We start from the raw sequence: 19,237 nt of genomic DNA on the forward strand, positions 1-19,237 counted from the left end.
TCACCAGTACCGGTAGAACGCGGTCCTGACCAGGTCCGACCGGGATCCTCGCATCCGGGAACCACAGATCGCACTGCGCGATCTTCCCCGGTTCATACGAGATCCGATCGGCCGGATCCACGCCCTGAAACTCCGGCCGGATCTCCCGCAGCCGATCCTTGAGCGTGGTCAACGAATACGGCCAACCGATCCGCTGCGCGATCACCGTCGCCGGCATCGTCGGCCACTGCGACAGCAACACCCGGATCTGCGGCTCGAACGCATCGACCACCGAGCCGACCCGTGCCCTCTTATACTTCGGTGGCCGATCCGACGCTAACGCCGCCCGAACCGTGTTCCTCGCGATGCCCAGCTGCCGAGCGACCTCCGCCTTCGGCAGCCCTTCCGAATAGTGCAACCGGCGGATCTCCGCCCAGTCCTCCACAGTGATCACCCCTCAACAGGTAACCGGGCTGCTCAACTTTCGCCCGTCGATCACTGCTCAGTATTCAGCCGTCGTCGACAGTAGTCCTGGAAGAACGCGGCGGGCACCGGCGCGAGTAGCTGCGCCCAGTGCTCGGAGGTCCCGGAGAGCTGGAAGTCCCAGGCGTCGAAGGGGGTTGCGGCCGTGTCGACATCGGTGACGATTCCATCGATGATGCGGACGAGCCAATTGCGCCCATCTGCACCGATGCGGACGGTGCTGTTCCAGTGCCGGGCCTGGAGGCTGAATTCGGGATCGTCGTTGAGTGCCGTGCGCAATTCGACTGGATCGAGGGTGAGGGGTGTTGTGGCGGTCATACCTACTCCTACTGTGCCGACAGTCAGCACGTCGTGCTGTGTAACGGTACATTGAAGTGTGTGTTGGATCACGCCGGTTTGTCAAGCGGCAGGGGCGGGCGTCGCAAAGGGCCCAGGCGGTTGCCTGGGCCCTTTTGGCTGGTGATGGGGTGTGAAAGGTGTCAGATGGCGTAGTCGTTGGTGATCGCCTGTGCGGTTTCGCGCACCATTGCTCCCCACTCGGGCACTCTTGATTCCTCGAATCGCGAGTCGGGCATGCTGATCGAGACCGTCGCGATTGGCTGCCCTTCCGCGTTGACCACAGCGGAGCCGATCGCTCGCACGCCGGCCCGGTTCTCGGCTAGGTTGATCGCGTAGCCGTTGGCGCGCGCTTGGTGGACCTGTTGAGCTATCGCCGCTGGGTCTGTGATCGTGTTCGGTGTTGTGTGGTCGAGTGGTGTAGCGAGGAACTGCGTGAACTCGGATTCGGGTAGTGCGGCGAGCCAGGCCTTTCCGGCCGCGCTGTTGTGAAATCCCGTACCTGCACCGATCGGATTGAACGTCCGCACGGGGTGTACCGAGTCGACCCGCTCGATGAGCACAAGTTGCTGGGTGCCGTCCGGAAGACAGAAGTGGATCGTTTCCCCTGTCACCCTGCCGAGCTCGGTGATGTGGGGCAGTGCAACGTCGCGAATTCCTCGTGAAGGAACACCGTGGCGGGCGATCGACAGCAGGCGCGGGGTCAGTTGCCAACGTGTGATGGGCTCCGACGAGGTCTCTGCCCATCCTTCGAGTTCGAGCGTCCGGAGTAAGCGCTGAACCGTTGACTTCGGTAGCTGCAGCGTGCGCGAGAGCTCGCCGACTCCGACTGACGGCGTTGACGATGCGATCGCCTCGACCACTCTCAAGCCGCGAATGAGGCTCTGTGTGCCGCCCAGTGAGCCATTCTGCTCGTTGTCGGCGGTCGTGTTCTCGCTGTTGGGGGGCATTGTGGGCTGTTCTCCGGTGATCTAGCTGGCTGGCCTCGGTTGGCGGAGGTCGTTCCAGCATACGGCACGGCAAGACGGTCAGCTGCTTGATGCGCGCGTACTCGACGGTCTACGACCTTGACACGCTGTGACAGCGGTTACATACTGAGCGTTCCAATGAGTAGCACGACGTTCCGAGCAACGGAACGAAGGGGAGAAGATGTCGAAGATCGATCTGACTGCCTGGCCTCTTCGAGAGAGGGGAACCTACTTCGAAGATCATGTGATCGGGCGCTCCTTCGACCACCACTGGGGTCGGACGATTCACGCGAGCGACAACATCGAGTTCAGCACACAGATGCTGGCTTTCAACCCGGAGTACTTCAACAGGGAGGTGGCACTCGAGCGTGGGCATCGCGACGAGGTGGTCAACCCGCTGCTCGTCTTCGGTGTGGTGTTCGGTCTCAGCGTCGAGGACCTGAGCGAAGCGGGTGGGCCCTTCCTCGGGGGCACTGACGTCACGTACCACCGCTCAGTCTACCCTGGTGAAACACTCTACGCGCGAAGCACCGTCGTCGACGCCCGCACTTCGACTTCCCGTCCTGGCGCCGGAATCGTCACCTGGCATACCGAGGGCAGAACCGCGGACGGCGAAGTGGTCATCGACTTCCACCGCACGAACCTGGTACGCCGCCGGCCCGCCGAACAGAACCTCGCGCCCGAGTTCGAGGGCTACGCCGAGGATTTCATCCCCGGCGCCAAGTTCCGCCACGCGCGCACCCGTACCGTCACCGACCTCGACCTCAACGGTTTCACCCTGCTGGTGATGAACAGTGCCGTGGGCCACTTCAGCGACGGCGCGATGGCGGACAGCGAGTTCGGCGAGCGGATCAACTTCGGCGGCATGTCGCTTTCGCTCACCATCGGCCTGGCGACGCAGGACACTAGCGGCCAGGCCATTCGCGAGGTGGGCATGACCGACATCAAGTTCCCCGCCCCAGTCAAGCGCGGTGACACCATCGGCGCCGCCACAGAGGTGCTCGACGTCGCCGCGGATGGCGTCGTCACCTTCCGGCACATCGGCGTCAATCAGCGCGGCGATCTGGTCGTCCAGGTCACGCGCCGCGTGCAACTCAAGCACCGCCCCTGATCTCAGAGCTCGGCCAACCGGGCCGAAGCCAGATTCAACACTTCACACCCAACGGAATTGAGATATAGATGACCGGCACTCGCCCCCTGCGTCCCCGTCGCTCCTGCATGGCCGTCCCTGGGAGCAGCGAGAAGATGATCACCAAGGCGCAGACCCTGCCCGCCGACCAGATCTTCCTCGACCTCGAGGACTCGGTCGCGCCCGTCGCCAAGCCCGCCGCACGCGCCACCATCGTCGACGCCCTCAACCACGGCGACTGGTCGGGCAAGACCCGCGTCGTACGCGTCAATGACGCGGATACCGAGTGGGCCCACGAGGATGTCCTCACCATCGTCCGTGGCGCCGGCCGCAATCTCGACTGCATCATGCTCCCGAAGGTCGAGAACGTCGCACACATCAACTGGCTCGACATCCTCCTCTCGCAGCTCGAGCGCGAGCTCGGCATCGAGGAGGGCACCATCGGCATCGAGGCCCAGATCGAAGGCCCCGCAGGCCTGAGCGAGATCGATGCGATCGCCGCAGCGACCGCGCGCACCGAGACCCTCATCTTCGGCCCGGGTGACTTCATGGCCGCCATGAAGATGCCGGCGCTGACCATCGGCGCCCCCGGCGCCACCGGCTTCGACCCGTTCGACACCGTCCTCATGACGATCGCGATGACCGCCCGCAAGTACGGTCTCCAGGCGATCGACGGCCCCTACGCCATCATCAAGGACACCGAGGGCTACCGCGCCGCCGCCGAGCGCGCCGCCGCGTACGGCTACGACGGCAAGTGGGTCCTGCACCCAGCCCAGCTGGAGACCGCCAACGAGGTCTTCGCCCCGGCCCAGGCAGACTACGACAAGGCCGAGCTGATCCTCGAGGCATACGCGCACTACACCTCCGCCGACGGCGGCGGCCGCGGCGCCGTCATGCTCGGCGACGAAATGATCGACGAGGCCAGCCGCAAGCTCGCGTTGGTGACCGCGGAGCGCGGCCGCACGCTCAACATGGCGCGGACTACGAAGTTCGTCCCCGAGGCCTGATCGCTCATCCGAGCGACTGGAACACTCCATAGGAGCCAATCATGGTGTTACAGCTTGAACATTGGATCTCGGGACGCAGCACGCCCCCGTCCGGCGGCGAGTACTTGACGGTGGACAGCCCGCTCGACGGGCAACCCACCACGAAGGTCGCGGCGGGTAACGCCGCCGACGCGGAAGCCGCCGTCGCCGCCGCCGTCGCTGCCCAGTCCGCGTGGCGTCGTCAGAAGCCGATCGAGCGGGGGCGGCTGCTCCTGCGCCTCGCGCAGGCGATCCTCGACGACCAGGTCGAGCTCGTGAACCGCGAGCGCTCCGAAACCGGCAAGCCCACCTGGCAAGCTCCTATGGAGATTCAGGGCGCCGCGGGCTACTTCGAGTTCTACGGCGGGCTGGTGAACCTGTTCGAGGGCGAGACGATCGACCTCGGCCCGGACCATCACTGCTTCACCCGCCGCGAGCCCTTCGGTGTGGTCGGCGTCATCACCCCGTGGAACGCGCCGCTCAACCAGGCGGCCCGAGGCGTGGCCCCTGCGCTCGCGGCCGGCAACACCGTCGTGCTCAAGCCGTCCGAGTTCACCTCGAGCTCGGCGATCCGCCTTGCCGAACTGGCCACCCAAGTGGGCTTCCCGGACGGTGTCTTCAACGTGATCACCGGCACCGGCCTCGACATTGGCGCGCCGATGCTCAAGAACGCGGCCGTGCGCAAGGTGGCCTTCACCGGTTCGGTGCGCGCGGGCCGCGAGATCGGCCACATCGCCGCCGATCGGATTATCCCGCTGACCCTCGAACTCGGCGGCAAGTCCGCGAACGTGGTCTTCGCCGACGCCGACCTCGACAAGGCGGTTGCAGGCTCGCTCAACGCCTTCGCCCTCAACACCGGGCAGGTCTGCTCCGCCGGGACGCGTTTGCTCGTCGAGCGCTCCATCCACGACGAACTCGTGCAGCGCCTTGTCCTCGCGTGCCGCGAGCTGACCGAAAGCGGACGGCTCGGCCCCGTCACGACCGCAGCCCAGTACGACAAAGTCATGGAGTACTTCGACGTTGCCAAGGACGACGGTGCTGTCGCGGCCATCGGTGGCGAACCCGTCTCCTCCGGCAGCGGCGGGTACTACGTCGCACCGACCATCTACACCGGCGTCGACAACTCCATGCGCATCGCACAGGAGGAGGTCTTCGGACCTGTTCTCGCCGTCATCCCGTTCGACACGGAGGAGGAGGCCATCGCCATCGCCAACGACTCCGACTACGGCCTCGCGTCCGGCGTGTGGACGCAGAACGTCTCCCGTGCGCTGCGCATGGCCGACCAGCTCGATGCCGGCCAGGTGTACGTGAACACCTGGATGGCCGCCGCCATCGAAACGCCCTTCGGCGGCAACAAGAACAGCGGCTACGGCCGCGAAAAGGGCATCGAAGCTCTCCGCCACTACACGGAGACCAAGTGCGTGGTGGTGCAGCTATGAGTGGGCCGCTGGCCGGAGTGAAAGTGCTCGACATGACGCACGCGCTCGCAGGGCCGTACTGCACGATGTTGCTCGCCGACCTGGGGGCGGACGTCCTCAAGGTCGAGTCACCGTCGGGCGATCTGTCCCGCACGTCGGGCCCGTACCTGCCAGACGACGAGGCCAAGGACTTCGGCGGCTACTTCCAGAGCGTCAACCGAGGTAAGCGCAGCATCGTGCTCAACCTCAAGGACCCCGCCGATATCGCCGTGTTCACGAAGCTGGTGGTCGAGTCCGATGTGCTGGTGGAGAACTTCACGCCAGGCGTCATGGACAGGCTGGGCTTGTCGTACGAGACGCTGGCGGAGATCAACCCGAAGCTGGTATATGCAGCGTTGCGAGGGTTCGGTGACGCGCGCAGCGGCACCAGCCCGTACCAGGAGTGGCCAGCCTTCGACATCGTTGTACAAGCGATGGCGGGCCTCATGGGGATCACCGGCCTGCCCGATGGCACACCGATCAAGGTCGGGCCGGGAGTGGGCGACATCTTCCCCGGCACGCTGCTCTCCCTCGGTGTGGTCTCCGCGCTGTACGAGACGCGCGGCAGCGGAGTCGGCCAGTTCGTCGACGTAGCGATGTACGACGCTGTGCTCTCCCTCTGCGAGCGCATCGTCTACCAGTACTCCTACGACGGCACGATCCCACGCCCCGAAGGGAACCGCCATCCACTCCTGAGCCCCTTCGACATCGTGCCGGCAGTTGATGGTTGGGTCGCGATCGCGGCCCCGAACAACAACCGGTGGAAGCTCCTGTGCGAGTTGATCGGTCGCGACGACTTGGCAGCCGACCCAGGGTTGCAGACCAATGAGTCCCGGGTCGCCCGCCGCGAAGAAGTCTTCGGTGCGCTCGCGGAGTGGACGTCCACGCGGACCACCGACGAGATCCTGGACGTACTCGGTGGCAAGGTGCCAGTCGGTGCTGTCCGCGATGCGAAGGAGATCCTCGAAGATCCGCACGTCGAAGCGCGCGGCATGGCCGTGCGACTGGAACACCCGGGTAGCAGCAAGGTGGTCACCGTCGCCGGCCAACCGATCAAGTTCTCACGCACGCCGGCGGTGCCGACCAAGCGAGCCCCCCTGCTCAACGAGCACGGTCCGCAGATCCGGGAGCACCTGGCCGAATGATCACAGGCTGGCGCCGATCGCCTCGAGCGAGTCCAGTTCTGTAGTCGCACCACGAAATAGACAGGCGCCGAACCGAAAGATCGGTTCGGCGCCTGGTCGAGAAGGACGCGAGCGCGCGTTCGACCCCCACGTCACAGTCCTGCTCTGCAGCCGTAGTTGTGCGCAGCGCCCACCAAGGAGACAGTCATGCGTCGTACCGTCTACACCGCCGATCACGAGGCCTTCCGCGAGACCCTTCGCTCCTTCATCGACGCGGAGGTCGTTCCCCACTTCGAGGAGTGGTACGCCAACGGGATCGTGCCGAAGGACTTCTACCTCAAGCTCGGCGAGCTGGGCGTCTTCGGTATCGAGGTGCCCGAGGAGTTCGGCGGCGCCGGCGAGAACTCCTTCAAGTACTCCGCCATCCTCCAGGAGGAGACCGCCCGGGCCGGCGTCACGTTCGGCGGCTCCAGCGTGCATGTGGACCTGTGCCTGCCCTACCTGATGAAGTACTGCACCGACGAGCAGAAGAAGCGCTGGCTCCCCGGTTTCGTCGACGGCACGAACATGTTCGCCATCGCCATGACCGAGCCCGGCACCGGCTCCGACCTCGCGGGCATGAAGACGACGGCCAAGCTGTCCGAGGACGGCACCCACTACGTGCTCAACGGCTCCAAGACCTTCATCACCGGCGGCGTCAACGCCGACCGCGTGATCGTCTGCGCGCGCACCGCGCCGGCGACCCCCGAGGACCGGCGCCACGGCATCTCCCTGTTCGTCGTGGATACCTCGCTCGGGGGCTACGCGGTCGGCCGCAAGCTCGACAAGATCGGCCTGCGCACCTCCGACACCGCCGAGCTCTCGTTCACCGACGTCAAGGTCCCCGTCGAGGACCTGCTCGGCGAGGAGAACAAGGGCTTCGGCTACCTCGGCCAGAACCTCCCGCAGGAGCGCCTGACCATCGCGGTCGGGTCCTACGCGCAAGCGGCGGCCGCGATTCGGTTCGCGCAGGCATATACGCAGGACCGCAACATCTTCGGCAAGCCGGTCGCCTCGTTCCAGAACACCAAGTTCGAGCTCGCTGCGTGCAAGGCCAAGCTCGACGCCATGGAGTCCAATGTGGACCGCGGACTCGAGCTGCACGACGCCGGCGAGCTCACTGCTGCCGATGCCGCTTCGCTCAAGCTGTTCTGCACGGAGGCCGCCTCCGACGTGATCGACCGCTGTCTGCAGCTGCACGGCGGCTACGGCTACATCAATGAGTACCCCATCGCCCGGCTGTACGCCGACAACCGCGTCAACCGCATCTACGGCGGCACGTCCGAGGTCCTCAAGAGCATCATCGCCAAGAACATGGGGCTCTGACGGTCCGAATCGGTCTGTGGTCTGGCCGTGGAGCGTGGCGAGACGACGCCTTCGAGTCAAGCGCGCTGAGCGGGCGTTGTGCGGTGGGACCGTGACCGCGCCGGCTCGATGACCTCGCCTGGCGTTGTCACGTGGACGGCCCGTCGAGGGTGAGCACCCGGGCCAGGTCGGAGACCGAGCGATCGGTGAGCAGCCCCTCGATCTCCGCGAGAATTTCCCGGGCTCGGGATTGCCCCAACCCGGCCGACGCGAGAGTTGTGAGCTTGTGGCGAGCCACCTGCCGCCGGTGCAGTGCGGTCATCGGGCGGGCCGAGTCGTGTTCGGCCTGAAAGACCTGTCCATCGTCGAGCGTTACCTGCACTCGTGCCCACTGTGGTGGCACGTCGTCATCGAAATGCAGGCGTACCTTCCGGCTCACTTCACCCAGCTCCGGCGCCCGGACTGCCTCGTTCGTGAAGTCCGCAACGTGGCAGTGCCCGCGGACAACTGCGAGTGCGGTTGTGAACGCCAGGCTGAACTTCCCCTCGAGCGCAGTCATCGGGACGGGAATTGCGCACACTGTACGCATGACCTCGGAGACGGTGACATCGATAGCGGTGATCCGATCGATCGGAAGATGCTCGCGGAGGGACAGAACTGCATCGATCGGTGCGTGAGTTCCGAAACAGGAAGCATGCTCCTTCACCGCGACTTCGTTCAGATACCAATGCGATTCGAACGGCTCCGTCGCGATCGAGTGGTCGACGGCATGCCCATGACTCGCGGCGAACCCACGGTCATCGAGAACGGGGATAGGCATTGGCGAAAGTCCAGCACAGGCCAGTCGCGCGGCGACAACGCCGTTCCGAGCGGCGTTCCCGACCTGGATCGACTTTCCAGCGGTGCCGAAGGCAGCTCGAAGCCCCGCCGCACTCGTGGCTGCGAGTCCCAACGCGTCGGCCATCGCCACCGCTGAAGCGCCGGAGACATGAGCGGCCGCAGCAGCCGCACCGAAAACACCGATCGTCGCTGTCGGGTGGAATCCCGCTTCGTAGTGAGAGGGGCCGAGTGCGGCACCGATCCGCGCTTGAACCTCAAATCCCGCAACGTACGCCGCGACCAATCGCCGTCCCGATACCGGTCCTGGCTGCCCCTGGGCAGAGGCGAGTACGGCCGCGGTGAGGGAGGCGGACGGGTGTATGCGCGCCGCGGGAAGCCAATCGTCGAAGTCGAGGACATGCGCGGCGATCCCGTTGACCAGCGCGGAGTCCGGTGGGTTCGCGGTCGTGGCTGTGCCGATCATCACGGCGCTTCCCGTGGATCCCGATGCTGCCGCAACAGCTCGGGCGACAGGATCGCCGGCTCCCGCGAGGGTTACGGCGACCGTGTCGACGATGCAGTCGATCGCTGCCTGCTGAACATCGTGCGGAACCTGTTCCAGACGCAGGTCGGCCGCTGCTCCTGCGAGCTGAACATCAATAGACTTGTCCGACAGTGTCATTGCGAAAACCTCGTGGATTCATACCGGGGACTTGACGCCCGCGCTCCGATGCGATGTGATTGGCGCCACACCACTAAACGGTACAGCGTGCCGAGTAGTGAAACAAGAGGAGAAACAGTGAACATCGAAACCCACCTCGGTCCTGAGCTGATCAGCGGCAGACTCAACCGGATACCCGCCATGACCCGAACTCACCGGAGATGGCTCGCTGTGCTCGCCGCGCTGCTCGTGGTGGACATGGCAGACCTCAACACCTTCGCCTACGCGGCACCCGGAATCCGGAAGGACTGGGGTCTCTCGGTAGGAAACATCGGAACCATCACCGCTGCTTCGTTCCTCGGAATGTTCGTCGGATCGGTGATCGGCGGCCGCGTCGCAGACCGGGTCGGCCGGAAGCGGGCGATCATGGGCGCGACGGCGATCTTCTCCGTGTTCTCCCTGCTGTCGGCATTCTCCTTCGGACCTACAGATCTCGCGATCTATCGCGTGCTGACCGGAGTCGGGCTCGCCGCTCTCACCGTGATCGTGCTGACCTACGTCTCCGAGATGTTCCCGCAGACCTATCGGGGCAGGGCGCAGACGTGGATCGTCGTCATCAGCCTGATCGGCATTCCGATCATGGCCTGGGCGGCGCGATCGATCGTTCCGCTGGGGCCCGGCATGTGGCGATGGATCTTCGTCCTCGGTTCGGCGGGAATCCCGCTGATTCTCGTCGTCGCCCGCTACCTCCCCGAGTCTGCTCGCTGGCTTGCGGAGAACGGCGATATCACGACTGCCGATGCGATCGTCACAGGTCTCGAGCGTGAGGCGAAAGATAAGCTCGGCGGCGAGCTGCCGGCCCCCGAGGCGCTGCCGATCGTGGTTACCGGACACGTTCGCGACCTCTTCCGCGGCGCATACCGACGGCGCACCGTCGTGCTCGCGGCAGCCATGGCGCTGGCCTTGTCGGGCTTTTACGGTTACAACTCCTGGGTCCCCACTCTGCTCACCGAGCACGGATTCACCACGAAGGAGAGTCTGACCTACACGTCCGTCATGTCGCTCGCCACCGTTCCGGGGGCGATGCTCACGGTGTTGTTCATCGATCGCATCGAGCGACGTACAGCCGTGTTCCTCGTTTACTCAGCAGTTGCGGTCCTTATGCTCGTCTTCGGGTTCACCGGGAGCAATCTGATCCTCGTTGCCAGCGGCACGCTCGTGACCATGCTCCTGCAGAGCGCGACGCCGATCATGTACACGTACCTCCCTGAGATCTTTCCCACGGGCCTGCGTGGTCTCGGCGCCGGCCTGTGCAACGGAATCGGCCGTCTCGCGGTATTCGGAACCAGCTTCCTCATCGCGGCGATCTTGTCGAGCTTCGGCTTCACGGCCGTGTTCCTGTATCTGGCCGGCGCGGTGTTCTGCGCGGGTCTGGTGATGCAGTTGTTCGGAGAACGAACCCTCGGTAGAACGCTTAGTGACATCAATTCCACCGTCAGCACGTCAGGCCGGCAGTAGCACCACGACTGAACAGAGGGATTCATGACAGTCCAGAGTTGGATGGACCGGGTACGCCTGACCGTCGAGGACTCGGTCGCCAGGATCACACTGGTCCGTGGAGCGGGAAACGGGCTCGACTCGGATATGGCTACCGCGTTCGCGGCCGCAGCGGTAGCCGCGGTAGAGGACTCGTCTGTGCGGGTCGTGGTGCTCGACGCAGAGGGAAAGGCGTTCTGTGTCGGAGGGGATCTGCACGCCTTCGCCGACTCGGATGACCGCGGCACCTTGGTGGCCGAGATCGCGGGAGGGATGCACTGCGGCATTCTGACACTGGTCAGGTCGTCGATCCCGGTGGTATCGGTCGTGCACGGCACGATCGCCGGCGGCGGCATCGGCGTGGCGTTGTGCGCGGACATTGTGCTGATGGCCTCGGATGCCGTGCTGAAGTCCGCGTACACCGCGGCGGGCCTCAGTCCCGATTGTGGAGCGACGTGGTTCTTGACTGCTCGCGCCGGCGCCGCGATCGCCCTCGACCTCACACTGACCAACCGCTCGATGTCGGGCGCCGATGCCGCACGGTGCGGTCTCGTCAGCCGGGCTGTTCCCGCGGAGCAGCTCGCAGCGGAGGCGGACGCCGTGATCGACGTGTTGCGCCACGGATCGCCGGCCGGACTGGGTCGGACCAAGCGTCTGATCACAGGAGCGGACGTCGACGCCCTCGCTCGGCGTCTCGACGACGAGGCGAAGAACATTGCGGCAGCGATCGTGGAGCCGGACGGGGCCGAGGGGATCGCAGCATTCCTCGAGAAGCGGCGACCGCGATTCCCCTCCTCAGCGTCGTGACGATCGCCGTGGCGACGGGCAAGAGAGCACGTGCTCAGGACGACGTTGCAGGAGCACATGCCGAGACAGCGTTTTGGTGGTACCGACTAGTGGCACGACGTGCTGTCTAAAGAAACGACCTGTCGCCGTGCCCGGGGGGAGACCAACTCCGCAAGAGGCCCGTCGACGGCGACTAGCCACAACCACATGAATGGAGCAAGTCAGATGTCGGATACCACCGGAAAGCGCAAGGCCCTGATCATCCTCTCGTCGGCGCGTGAACTGCCGCTGAGCGCGCCGGCCTCGGTGCCGTCGATTCCGATCGGGTTCTTCCACGTCGAGCTCGGCCAGATCCTCGCCGAGTTCCAGGACGACTTCGATTACACTCTCGCCACCCCCAACGGTGAGAAGCCATAGATCGACACCAACGGCTGGTCGCTGCCGCGGCACGCCACCAGCCAGATGACCTGGGTGTACGGCAACGCCGTCGCCGACTTCGCCGACCCCGAGTTCACCGTCGAGGGTTACCGGGCCAAGCACCCCGACCTCGTCGCGCGCCGCGAGCGCGAGCTGGAGCTCATGGAGCGCCACCTGGGCCGCCTGCCCGTCACGGCGCCGCTGCCCAACACGGACGTCGAGAACCTCGCCTACCGCGAGGAGGTGCTCCCCAAGATCGCCGGGTGGGAGGACAAGAAGTACTTCTCTCTCGCCGAGCTGATTGCCAAGCACCGTGCCGCGGACGACGATTTCAGTTTCGCCGACTTCGACTTCATCCATGCTCCCGGTGGGCACGCGCCGATGGTCGACTTCCACAACAACCCGCAGCTGGGTGAGGTCCTGTACCTCGCCCGGGAGAACGATGTCTACATCTCGCTGATCTGCCATGCCCCGATCGGCTTGACCTCGACCAACTACCGCGTCGACGAGAAGGGTGAGTCGTACGAGGTCGAGGACGATCCGTTCCTCGCGTCCGAGGCGACCACCGTCGGCCGTAGCGGCGAGACCGGCATGCTCGACTACGGGTACGTCAACATCCCGGCGAGGTCACTTGTCTGGAGTACTTCGTCGACGAGGGACTGCGCGAGGCCGGCTTCACCGTGCCCACCGCGAGTGTTCCGACCTCCCTGATGCTGCTGCCGAACCCCGAGCTGGGGCTCGTCACCGGCAATGGCCCGCAGACCGTCGACATCCAGGCCGAGGACATTCGCGGGCGGGTCGGTCGCAAGTAGCGCGAGCGAGCAGACGGGCGGCGAGATCCGCTCGATAGTTCTTAGCAATCAGGTGATTTCATGTCCAAGGGTTTGGTTCATCACGGGTACGTCGCGGGGGTTCGGAAGGAGCTTCGCAGAGGCCGCGCTGTCGCGCGGCGACAAGGTGGCCGCGACGGCCCCGCAACCTCGATTCGCTCAGTGATCTGGTCGATAGGTTCGGCGATGCGGTTCTGCCGCTTCAGCTCGACGTCACCGACCGGGAAGCGGCCTTCGCCGCAGTCAAGTCGGCGCGCGAGCATTCGGCCGGCTCGATGTCGTCGTCAACAACGCAGGGTGCGGGCTATTCGGCACCGTCGAAGAGCTGAGTGAGACCGAGATCAGGGATCAGGTCGAGACCAACCTCTTCGGTGTGCTGTGGATTACGCAGGCTGCGCTGCCGATCATGCGCGCTCAGCATAGCGGGCACATCGTCCAGGTCTCCACGATCGGTGGCCTGGTCACGTTCCCGACTCGGTATCAAGGTCACGCTCGTCGAGCCTGCACTGTTCGCCACTGACTGGGCCGGCAGCTCCGCGGTGCAGTCGTCCCCGATCGACCCGTATGACGGCGTGCTCGCAGTGTTCGCTGAGGCGTCGGCGAACACGGTCCCGGGAAACCCCGCAGCCGGAGGCGGTGCCCTGCTCAAGATCGTTGACGCCGAGAACCCGCCACCGCGCGTCTTCTTCGGCTCCGACCGCTGCAGATTGTGCCGGCCGCGTATGCGGACCGGATCAACACGTGGCAGAAGTGGGCCGAGGTGTCGGCAGAAGCGCAGGGCTGACGCGCCCAGCGAACTAATGAAGGGGGCGTCGCCATCGGGATCACGATGGCGGCGCCCCTTGTTGTTGCTCCCGCGGGACCCGGGCTCCCTCACCGAACCCGGCTCTCGCGCGAGAACGCGCGTACCGTCAGGCTTCGAGGCCCGACGAGTCGAAGATGTACCCGCCGGTTCCGTCGGAGACGATGCGCCCCATCGACGGCTGCGCGAAGTGATTGCCCAACACGATCGTCGGGGTGTCAGCGAGCTCGGCGAGGATCCGCCGACGTGTCGCGGTGCTCTGGTCGCCGTCGACGTCGCTGAGCGCGGCCCATTCGGGATGCGCGACCTGGCCAGGGTGGTGGAAGGCATCGCCGGTGAGGAAGAGGTGGTCGTCGCCGGAGCGGATACTGACGCTCGTGTGCGCCGGGGTGTGTCCCGGGGTTGAGACCAGGGTGACGCCGGGTGCGATCTCGCCGTACTCGTCGATCAGGTCGATCTGGCCGGCCTCTTGCACTGGGCGCACCGACTGCTCGAATGTGCTGATCTGCGTCTCCTGGAACAACGCCAGCACGTGGTCGAGCTCGGGCGCGTCCGCCGCGGGGTGAACCACCGTCTGCTTGCTCTCGTTCGCCCAGTGTCGGAACTCGACGCCCATGAAGAGATACCGGGCGTTCGGAAACGTCGGCTTCCAACCGTGCTCCGTCAGCTGGGTGGCCCATCCGACGTGGTCGAGGTGCAGGTGGGTGGACACGACGATGTCGATATCCTCAGGTTGGACGCCCGCGCCGGCGAGGCGGTCGAGGAATCCGGTGGTGTTGTGGTTCCACTCGGGAACCACGGAGATGTCCTTGTCGTCGCCTACAGCGGGATCGATCAGGACGACTGTGTCTCCGGTGCGTACGAGGAACGACTGAACGACTCCTTGGGGGTTGCCCTCGGCGTCGATGAACGGTGGCGCCAGCCACGGAATCTGCTTGAGGGCTGCGGCCTGGGCATCCGGTACGACGACGGCGACGGCGTCCAGAGGCTGCTCGTAGATGGGGTCGACGGTGATGGATCCAACAGTGATGGTCATGGAGTCTTCCTCGTGTTCAGGAGTTGTCGTTACGCGCCGGCGGCCTCGGCGCTGCGGGGGTCGTGCTGGCCGTCGAGTAGCATCGCCGCGCCCTTCTCAGCGATGAGGTAGGTCGGGGCGTTCGTGTTGCCGGAGGTGATGGTGGGCATGATCGACGCATCGATCACGCGCAGGCCGCGGACACCGCGCACGCGCAGCTGCGCGTCGACGACGGCGTCGTCACCGGTGCCCATGCGGCACGTTCCCACCGGGTGGTACACGGTGGACACCGTGCGCCGGAGGTAGTCGGTCATCTGCTCGCGGGTGGCGACGTCGGGGCCGGGCTCGAGCTCCGTGTCGATGTGCCCGGCGAGAGCCGGCTGCGCCGCGATCGAGCGGACCTTGGCGATACCCGCAGACAGGAGGTCGATGTCGCGCTCGTCGGTGAGGTAGCCGGGGTCGATCAGGGGGCGCACCGTCGGATCGGTGGAGACGATGCGCGTGACGCCCCGGCTGAACGGGCGCGCTGCGATGGACGAGATCATCATGCCCGGGTAGGGGTCGATGCCGAGCACGCCCTCCTTGGAGATGCCGAACGAGTACGGGCGCATCGCCAGCTGGACGTCGGGGTTCGTCTGGTCAGGGTCGGCGGCGAAGAAGATGAGCGACTGCGACGAGGTGCTGCTCAGGGCGCCGGTGCCGTGCTCGCGCCACTCCTCGAGGGCCACGGCGAGCCGGGCCGCGTCGCCCAGCGTCTCGTTGATGCTGTCGTCGTCGTTGCGCAGCTTGAACTTGACGTGTCCAAAAAGGTGATCCTGCAGGTTCTTCCCGACGCCGGGTACGTCGGCCACCACGGGGATGCCGAGTGATCCGAGGTGCTCCGCGTCGCCGATCCCCGACAACTGCAGGATCGTCGCGCTGCCGATCGCGCCGGCGGAGAGCACGACCTCCTTGGCCGCGCGGATCTCGCGCTTGGCTCCGTCCTCGATCACCGCGACGCCCACCGCGATGCCGTCCTCGATGATCACGCGGGAGACGGTGACGTTCGTCAGCACGTTGAGTGAGTCGCGGTCGCGGATGGGATCGATGAAGGCAACCGCCGACGACTGGCGGCGGCCGTTGTAGATGTTGCCCATCACCACCGCGACGCCCACCTGATCACCGCTGTTCTGGTTCTTGTTGAGGGGGAACCCGGCCTCCTGGGCCGCCTCGATGTAGGCGCCCGTGGTGGGGTGCATTGTGGTCAGCGAGGTCAGCTTGAGCTCACCGTCGGTGCCGAAGTACGTGGGATCGCCGTCGACGTACGCGGTCTGCTTGCGGAAGTACGGAAGCACCTCGTCCCAGGTCCAGCTGGAATCGCCGGCGGCCTCGGCCCAACCGTTGTAGTCCTCACGCTGGCCGCGAACGTACATCATGCCGTTCACGGAACTCGAGCCGCCCATGATCCGGCCCTGCACCAGGGGGATCGAGCGGCCGGCGATCTCCTCGGCGGGCTTCGTGCGGTCGGGCCACACGGCCTCGGGGTCGCCGACGAGACGCTGCATCCCCAAGGGGATCTCCACCCACTGGTTGTCATCGGGACCGCCGGCCTCGATCAGCAGGACCCGGTGCTTCTCGCTGAGCCGGTTGGCGACAAGGCAGCCAGCTGAGCCCGCTCCGGCAACGATGTAGTCGTACATACTCGAAACTTCCTCTCACGGTGAATCTGTTCTGGGGCATGAAAGCTAAGGGCCGCGTGGCCGTCCGCTGTCAACGAAAGCCGGGCCAAGGCGAGCTAGCCGAAGGTCAGCACTGGCTTGATCACGTCGCCCGCCCTCATGGCAGCGACGGCATCGCCGATCCGGTTGATCGGGAATTCCGTGACCAGGCGGTCAACGGGGAACCGGCCGTCGGCGACGTAGGAGATGAGCTCGGGGATGAACTCCTGGGGAAGCGAATCGCCCTCCAACACCCCCTGCAGGGTGATCCCGCGCAGCAGCACATCCGTCAGGTCGATCTCGACGGGATTCGGACCCCAGCCCTGGCTCATGCCGATCGTTGCGCACGCGCCACGCACCGCGAGACTCTCGAGCGCACTGGTGAGGACGGCCTGGTGGCCGACGCAGTCCACGGCGTAGTCAACGCCGTCGGCCACGATCTCGCGGATCGCGGCGGCCACGCCGGGCCCGGAGTCGAGGGTGTGCGTCGCGCCCAGCTCGAGCGCCAGCTCCCGGCGCCCGGGGAGCGGGTCGATGGCGATAATGGTGCGTGCCTGGGCGATCCGGGCAGCGAGGAGCGCGCTCGCCCCGACGGTGCCGACCCCGAACACCGCCACGGTGCTGGCCGAGCGTACCCGCAGCGCCCGCAGCACGGTGCCCGCGCCGGTCTGGAAACCGCAACCCATCGCCGCGGCGGTGGCGAAGGCCACCGAGTCGCCGATCGGTACGCAGTTGCGCTCGTAGGTGACGGTGTACTCGCTGAACGACGACTGGCCGAAGAAGAACGATTGCACGGGCGTGCCGTCGGCGTCGGCGACCGATGTGCTGCGGTCCGGGCGGCCGCCGGACAGGTTCAGCGGTGCCAGTTGTACGCAGTAGCTCGGCTCTCCCGCGTCGCAGTATCGGCAGCGCCCGCAGCTGGCGAAACTGAGCGCCACGCGATCCCCGACCCGCACGCGGCGCACGTCGGCGCCGACGGCCTCGACGACGCCGGCGCCCTCGTGGCCGAGCACCGACGGCAACTGCTCGTCGGCGGCGGTGGCCGCGGTGGTCAGGTCGGTGTGGCAGATGCCGGCCGCGTGGACGCGCACCAACACCTCGTCCGGCCGCAGTTCGTCATCGATCCGCACCCGCTCGACCGTGAACGTCGTCCCGGCCTCGCGGACGACGGCGGCGACCGACTCCCTCACAGGTCGCCCCCGAACAGCAGCCCGTAGGGGCTCGTTTCCTCACGCCGCCCGAGCGCGTAGGTGACCTGCTTGGTCTCGGTGTACTCATCGAGCGCATCCGGGCCGAGCTCGCGACCCAGGCCGCTCTGCTTCATGCCACCGAACGGGTACCGGCTGTCGAGCACATGGAAGTCGTTGATCCACACCATGCCGGCATCGATCCGCTCCGCGACGCTCACCGCCCGGTCGGTGTTGCTGCTCCACACGCCCGCGGACAGGCCGTAGATCGTGTCGTTGGCGATGGCCACGGCCTCGTCGACCGTGTCGTACTTGATCACCGCCACCACCGGCCCGAAGATCTCCTCCCGGGCGATACACATGTCGTTGGTGACATCGGTGAAAATCGTCGGCTCGACCCAGTAACCCTTGTCGAAGCCCTCGGGCGAGCTTCCGCCGCAGGCCAGCGTCGCGCCCTCAGCCCGGCCCGATTCGACGTACCCGAGGATGCGGTCGCGCTGCGCCCGGGAGAACACCGGACCGAGGTCGGTGTCATCGGAATCGGGAAGTCCGATGCGCAGATCAGCGATCCGCGCGATCATCCGCTCGACGAAATCATCGTGCAGCGCGGCAGGCAGCAAGAGCCGCGTGCCTGATTCGCAGCCCTGGCCCGAGAAGGTCAGGAAGGCGAACAAGCAGCCATCGACGACCCGATTCAGGTCGGCCTCGGCGATGTCGTCGAGCACGATGTTCGGGCCTTTGCCGCCGAGCTCGAGGGTGACCCGTTTGACCGTCTCCGATGCCCGCGACATGATCTCGCGGCCCACCGCGGTCGAGCCAGTGAAGGCGATCTTGCGCACGTCCGGGTGCTCGGCCAGGCGGACCCCGACCTCCTCGCCATCGCCAGTCACGACGTTGAAGACGCCCGCGGGCAGACCCGCGCGATCGAGCTCGGCTGCGAGCTCAAGCACCATCAGCGGCGCGTGCTCGTCGGGCTTGATGACCACGCTGTTGCCCGCAGCGAGCGCAGGACCGATCTTGTTGACGGCCAACTGCAGAGGCACGTTCCACGGCACGATCGCGGCGACGACCCCCACCGGCTCGTGCCGCACCATGCCGCCGGTGCCCATTCCCGCCAGTGCCGGCGCAGGTCTAACCCACTGGTGCGTGCGTGCGAGCTCGGCGAAGTAGCGGAGTTCCTGGGCGGGAAGCCCCACATGAACCCATCGCGCGATCCGGACCGGCGCGCCGTTCTCCTTCGACTGGAGTTTCGCGAGTTCCTCGTTCCTTGCATCGATCCGCGCTGCGACCCGGTCGAGCACCTCTGCGCGTTCGGCGGGAGTCTTCTCGCGCCAAACTCCTGACTCGAAGCTGGCCCTGGCTGCGGCAACAGCATCGTCGGCGTGCCCCGCGTTGCCCTTCGCGACGGTGGCAACCAGCTCCTCCGTCGCCGGGCTACGGATCTCGAATCGCTCATCGGAGTCGACGGCTACGCCGCCGATCCACATCGGATGGTGCAGGACGCCGGCCGACGTGGTCGTGTCCTGGGCTGCTGTGGTCACTTGGCAGTTGCCTTTCTGAGCCATAACTACTCTCCGGACCGCATAACGGCATGACATGCCAGTCAGCGGTACGACGAAGTGTGTCGCGTGCCACGTTTGAT

General features: G+C 66.0%; 16 protein-coding genes and 2 pseudogenes. 10 read left to right on the top strand and 8 right to left on the bottom strand.

The annotated features are described in order from the left end of the window. The 3 genes and pseudogenes from AXK61_RS25445 to AXK61_RS15450 all read right to left on the bottom strand — a co-directional run. A pseudogene (locus tag AXK61_RS25445) lies at positions 1–433 on the bottom strand (IS21 family transposase); the annotation flags it as partial. Positions 434–474: 41 nt separating this feature from the next. Further along, a complete protein-coding gene (locus tag AXK61_RS15445) occupies positions 475–780 on the bottom strand; it encodes a hypothetical protein (protein WP_068746197.1) in 306 nt (101 codons plus the stop codon). Between the two features lie 161 nt (positions 781–941). Continuing rightward, positions 942–1,748: an IclR family transcriptional regulator gene (locus AXK61_RS15450; RefSeq protein WP_082777825.1), complete on the bottom strand. Its 807-nt coding sequence runs from the start codon at positions 1,746–1,748 to the stop codon at positions 942–944. 199 nt (positions 1,749–1,947) lie between these two features. Between AXK61_RS15450 and AXK61_RS25450 the strand changes: the two genes are divergently transcribed. The 5 genes from AXK61_RS25450 to AXK61_RS15475 all read left to right on the top strand — a co-directional run bounded on the left by AXK61_RS25450 (position 1,948) and on the right by AXK61_RS15475 (position 7,866). Next, the gene (locus AXK61_RS25450; RefSeq protein WP_197466823.1) at positions 1,948–2,877 is read left to right on the top strand and encodes a MaoC family dehydratase; all 930 of its coding nucleotides are present in this window, start codon (positions 1,948–1,950) and stop codon (positions 2,875–2,877) included. 68 nt (positions 2,878–2,945) lie between these two features. After that, complete coding sequence (locus AXK61_RS15460; RefSeq protein ID WP_068746201.1) at positions 2,946–3,902, top strand: HpcH/HpaI aldolase/citrate lyase family protein; 957 nt, start codon at positions 2,946–2,948, stop codon at positions 3,900–3,902. A gap of 41 nt (positions 3,903–3,943) precedes the next feature. Next, a complete protein-coding gene (locus AXK61_RS15465) occupies positions 3,944–5,359 on the top strand; it encodes an aldehyde dehydrogenase family protein (protein ID WP_068570061.1) in 1,416 nt (471 codons plus the stop codon). Continuing rightward, the gene (locus AXK61_RS15470) at positions 5,356–6,522 is read left to right on the top strand and encodes a CaiB/BaiF CoA transferase family protein (RefSeq protein ID WP_068570062.1); all 1,167 of its coding nucleotides are present in this window, start codon (positions 5,356–5,358) and stop codon (positions 6,520–6,522) included. Before AXK61_RS15465 ends, AXK61_RS15470 begins: the two co-directional genes overlap by 4 nt. A gap of 186 nt (positions 6,523–6,708) precedes the next feature. After that, complete coding sequence (locus tag AXK61_RS15475; protein WP_068570063.1) at positions 6,709–7,866, top strand: acyl-CoA dehydrogenase family protein; 1,158 nt, start codon at positions 6,709–6,711, stop codon at positions 7,864–7,866. A gap of 127 nt (positions 7,867–7,993) precedes the next feature. Here AXK61_RS15475 and AXK61_RS24455 read toward each other — a convergent pair whose 3' ends face one another. Beyond that, a complete protein-coding gene (locus AXK61_RS24455; RefSeq protein ID WP_082777826.1) occupies positions 7,994–9,346 on the bottom strand; it encodes an MmgE/PrpD family protein in 1,353 nt (450 codons plus the stop codon). A gap of 117 nt (positions 9,347–9,463) precedes the next feature. On the opposite strand from AXK61_RS24455, the gene AXK61_RS15485 reads away from it, so the two are divergent. From AXK61_RS15485 to AXK61_RS24460, 5 genes and pseudogenes are all read left to right on the top strand, one after another. After that, complete coding sequence (locus AXK61_RS15485; protein WP_231855565.1) at positions 9,464–10,843, top strand: MFS transporter; 1,380 nt, start codon at positions 9,464–9,466, stop codon at positions 10,841–10,843. Positions 10,844–10,867: 24 nt separating this feature from the next. Further along, on the top strand, positions 10,868–11,668 hold the full coding sequence (locus AXK61_RS15490) for an enoyl-CoA hydratase/isomerase family protein (RefSeq protein WP_082777828.1): 801 nt from the start codon (positions 10,868–10,870) through the stop codon (positions 11,666–11,668). Positions 11,669–11,872: 204 nt separating this feature from the next. Further along, positions 11,873–12,064 carry a hypothetical protein gene (locus tag AXK61_RS25735; protein WP_231855566.1) on the top strand — a complete coding sequence of 64 codons (192 nt, stop codon included), beginning with the start codon at positions 11,873–11,875 and terminating at the stop codon, positions 12,062–12,064. Positions 12,065–12,109: 45 nt separating this feature from the next. Next, on the top strand, positions 12,110–12,775 hold the full coding sequence (locus AXK61_RS15495) for a type 1 glutamine amidotransferase family protein (protein WP_231855567.1): 666 nt from the start codon (positions 12,110–12,112) through the stop codon (positions 12,773–12,775). A 153-nt stretch (positions 12,776–12,928) separates the two neighbouring features. Further along, positions 12,929–13,678, top strand: a pseudogene (locus AXK61_RS24460) (SDR family NAD(P)-dependent oxidoreductase). 127 nt (positions 13,679–13,805) lie between these two features. On the opposite strand, the gene AXK61_RS15500 reads toward AXK61_RS24460, so the two are convergent. From AXK61_RS15500 to AXK61_RS15515, 4 genes are all read right to left on the bottom strand, one after another. Further along, complete coding sequence (locus tag AXK61_RS15500; protein WP_068570067.1) at positions 13,806–14,732, bottom strand: MBL fold metallo-hydrolase; 927 nt, start codon at positions 14,730–14,732, stop codon at positions 13,806–13,808. A 29-nt stretch (positions 14,733–14,761) separates the two neighbouring features. Beyond that, positions 14,762–16,390 (bottom strand): GMC family oxidoreductase, encoded by a 1,629-nt coding sequence (locus AXK61_RS15505; protein WP_068746203.1) that lies wholly within the window; start codon positions 16,388–16,390, stop codon positions 14,762–14,764. Positions 16,391–16,485: 95 nt separating this feature from the next. Next, the gene (locus tag AXK61_RS15510) at positions 16,486–17,598 is read right to left on the bottom strand and encodes an NAD(P)-dependent alcohol dehydrogenase (RefSeq protein ID WP_068570069.1); all 1,113 of its coding nucleotides are present in this window, start codon (positions 17,596–17,598) and stop codon (positions 16,486–16,488) included. Further along, a complete protein-coding gene (locus AXK61_RS15515; protein ID WP_068570081.1) occupies positions 17,595–19,082 on the bottom strand; it encodes an aldehyde dehydrogenase family protein in 1,488 nt (495 codons plus the stop codon). Before AXK61_RS15515 ends, AXK61_RS15510 begins: the two co-directional genes overlap by 4 nt. Between the last annotated feature and the right edge of the window lie 155 nt (positions 19,083–19,237).

Origin of the sequence: Tsukamurella pseudospumae, from assembly GCF_001575205.1 — a bacterium.
Taxonomy (GTDB): domain Bacteria; phylum Actinomycetota; class Actinomycetes; order Mycobacteriales; family Mycobacteriaceae; genus Tsukamurella; species Tsukamurella pseudospumae.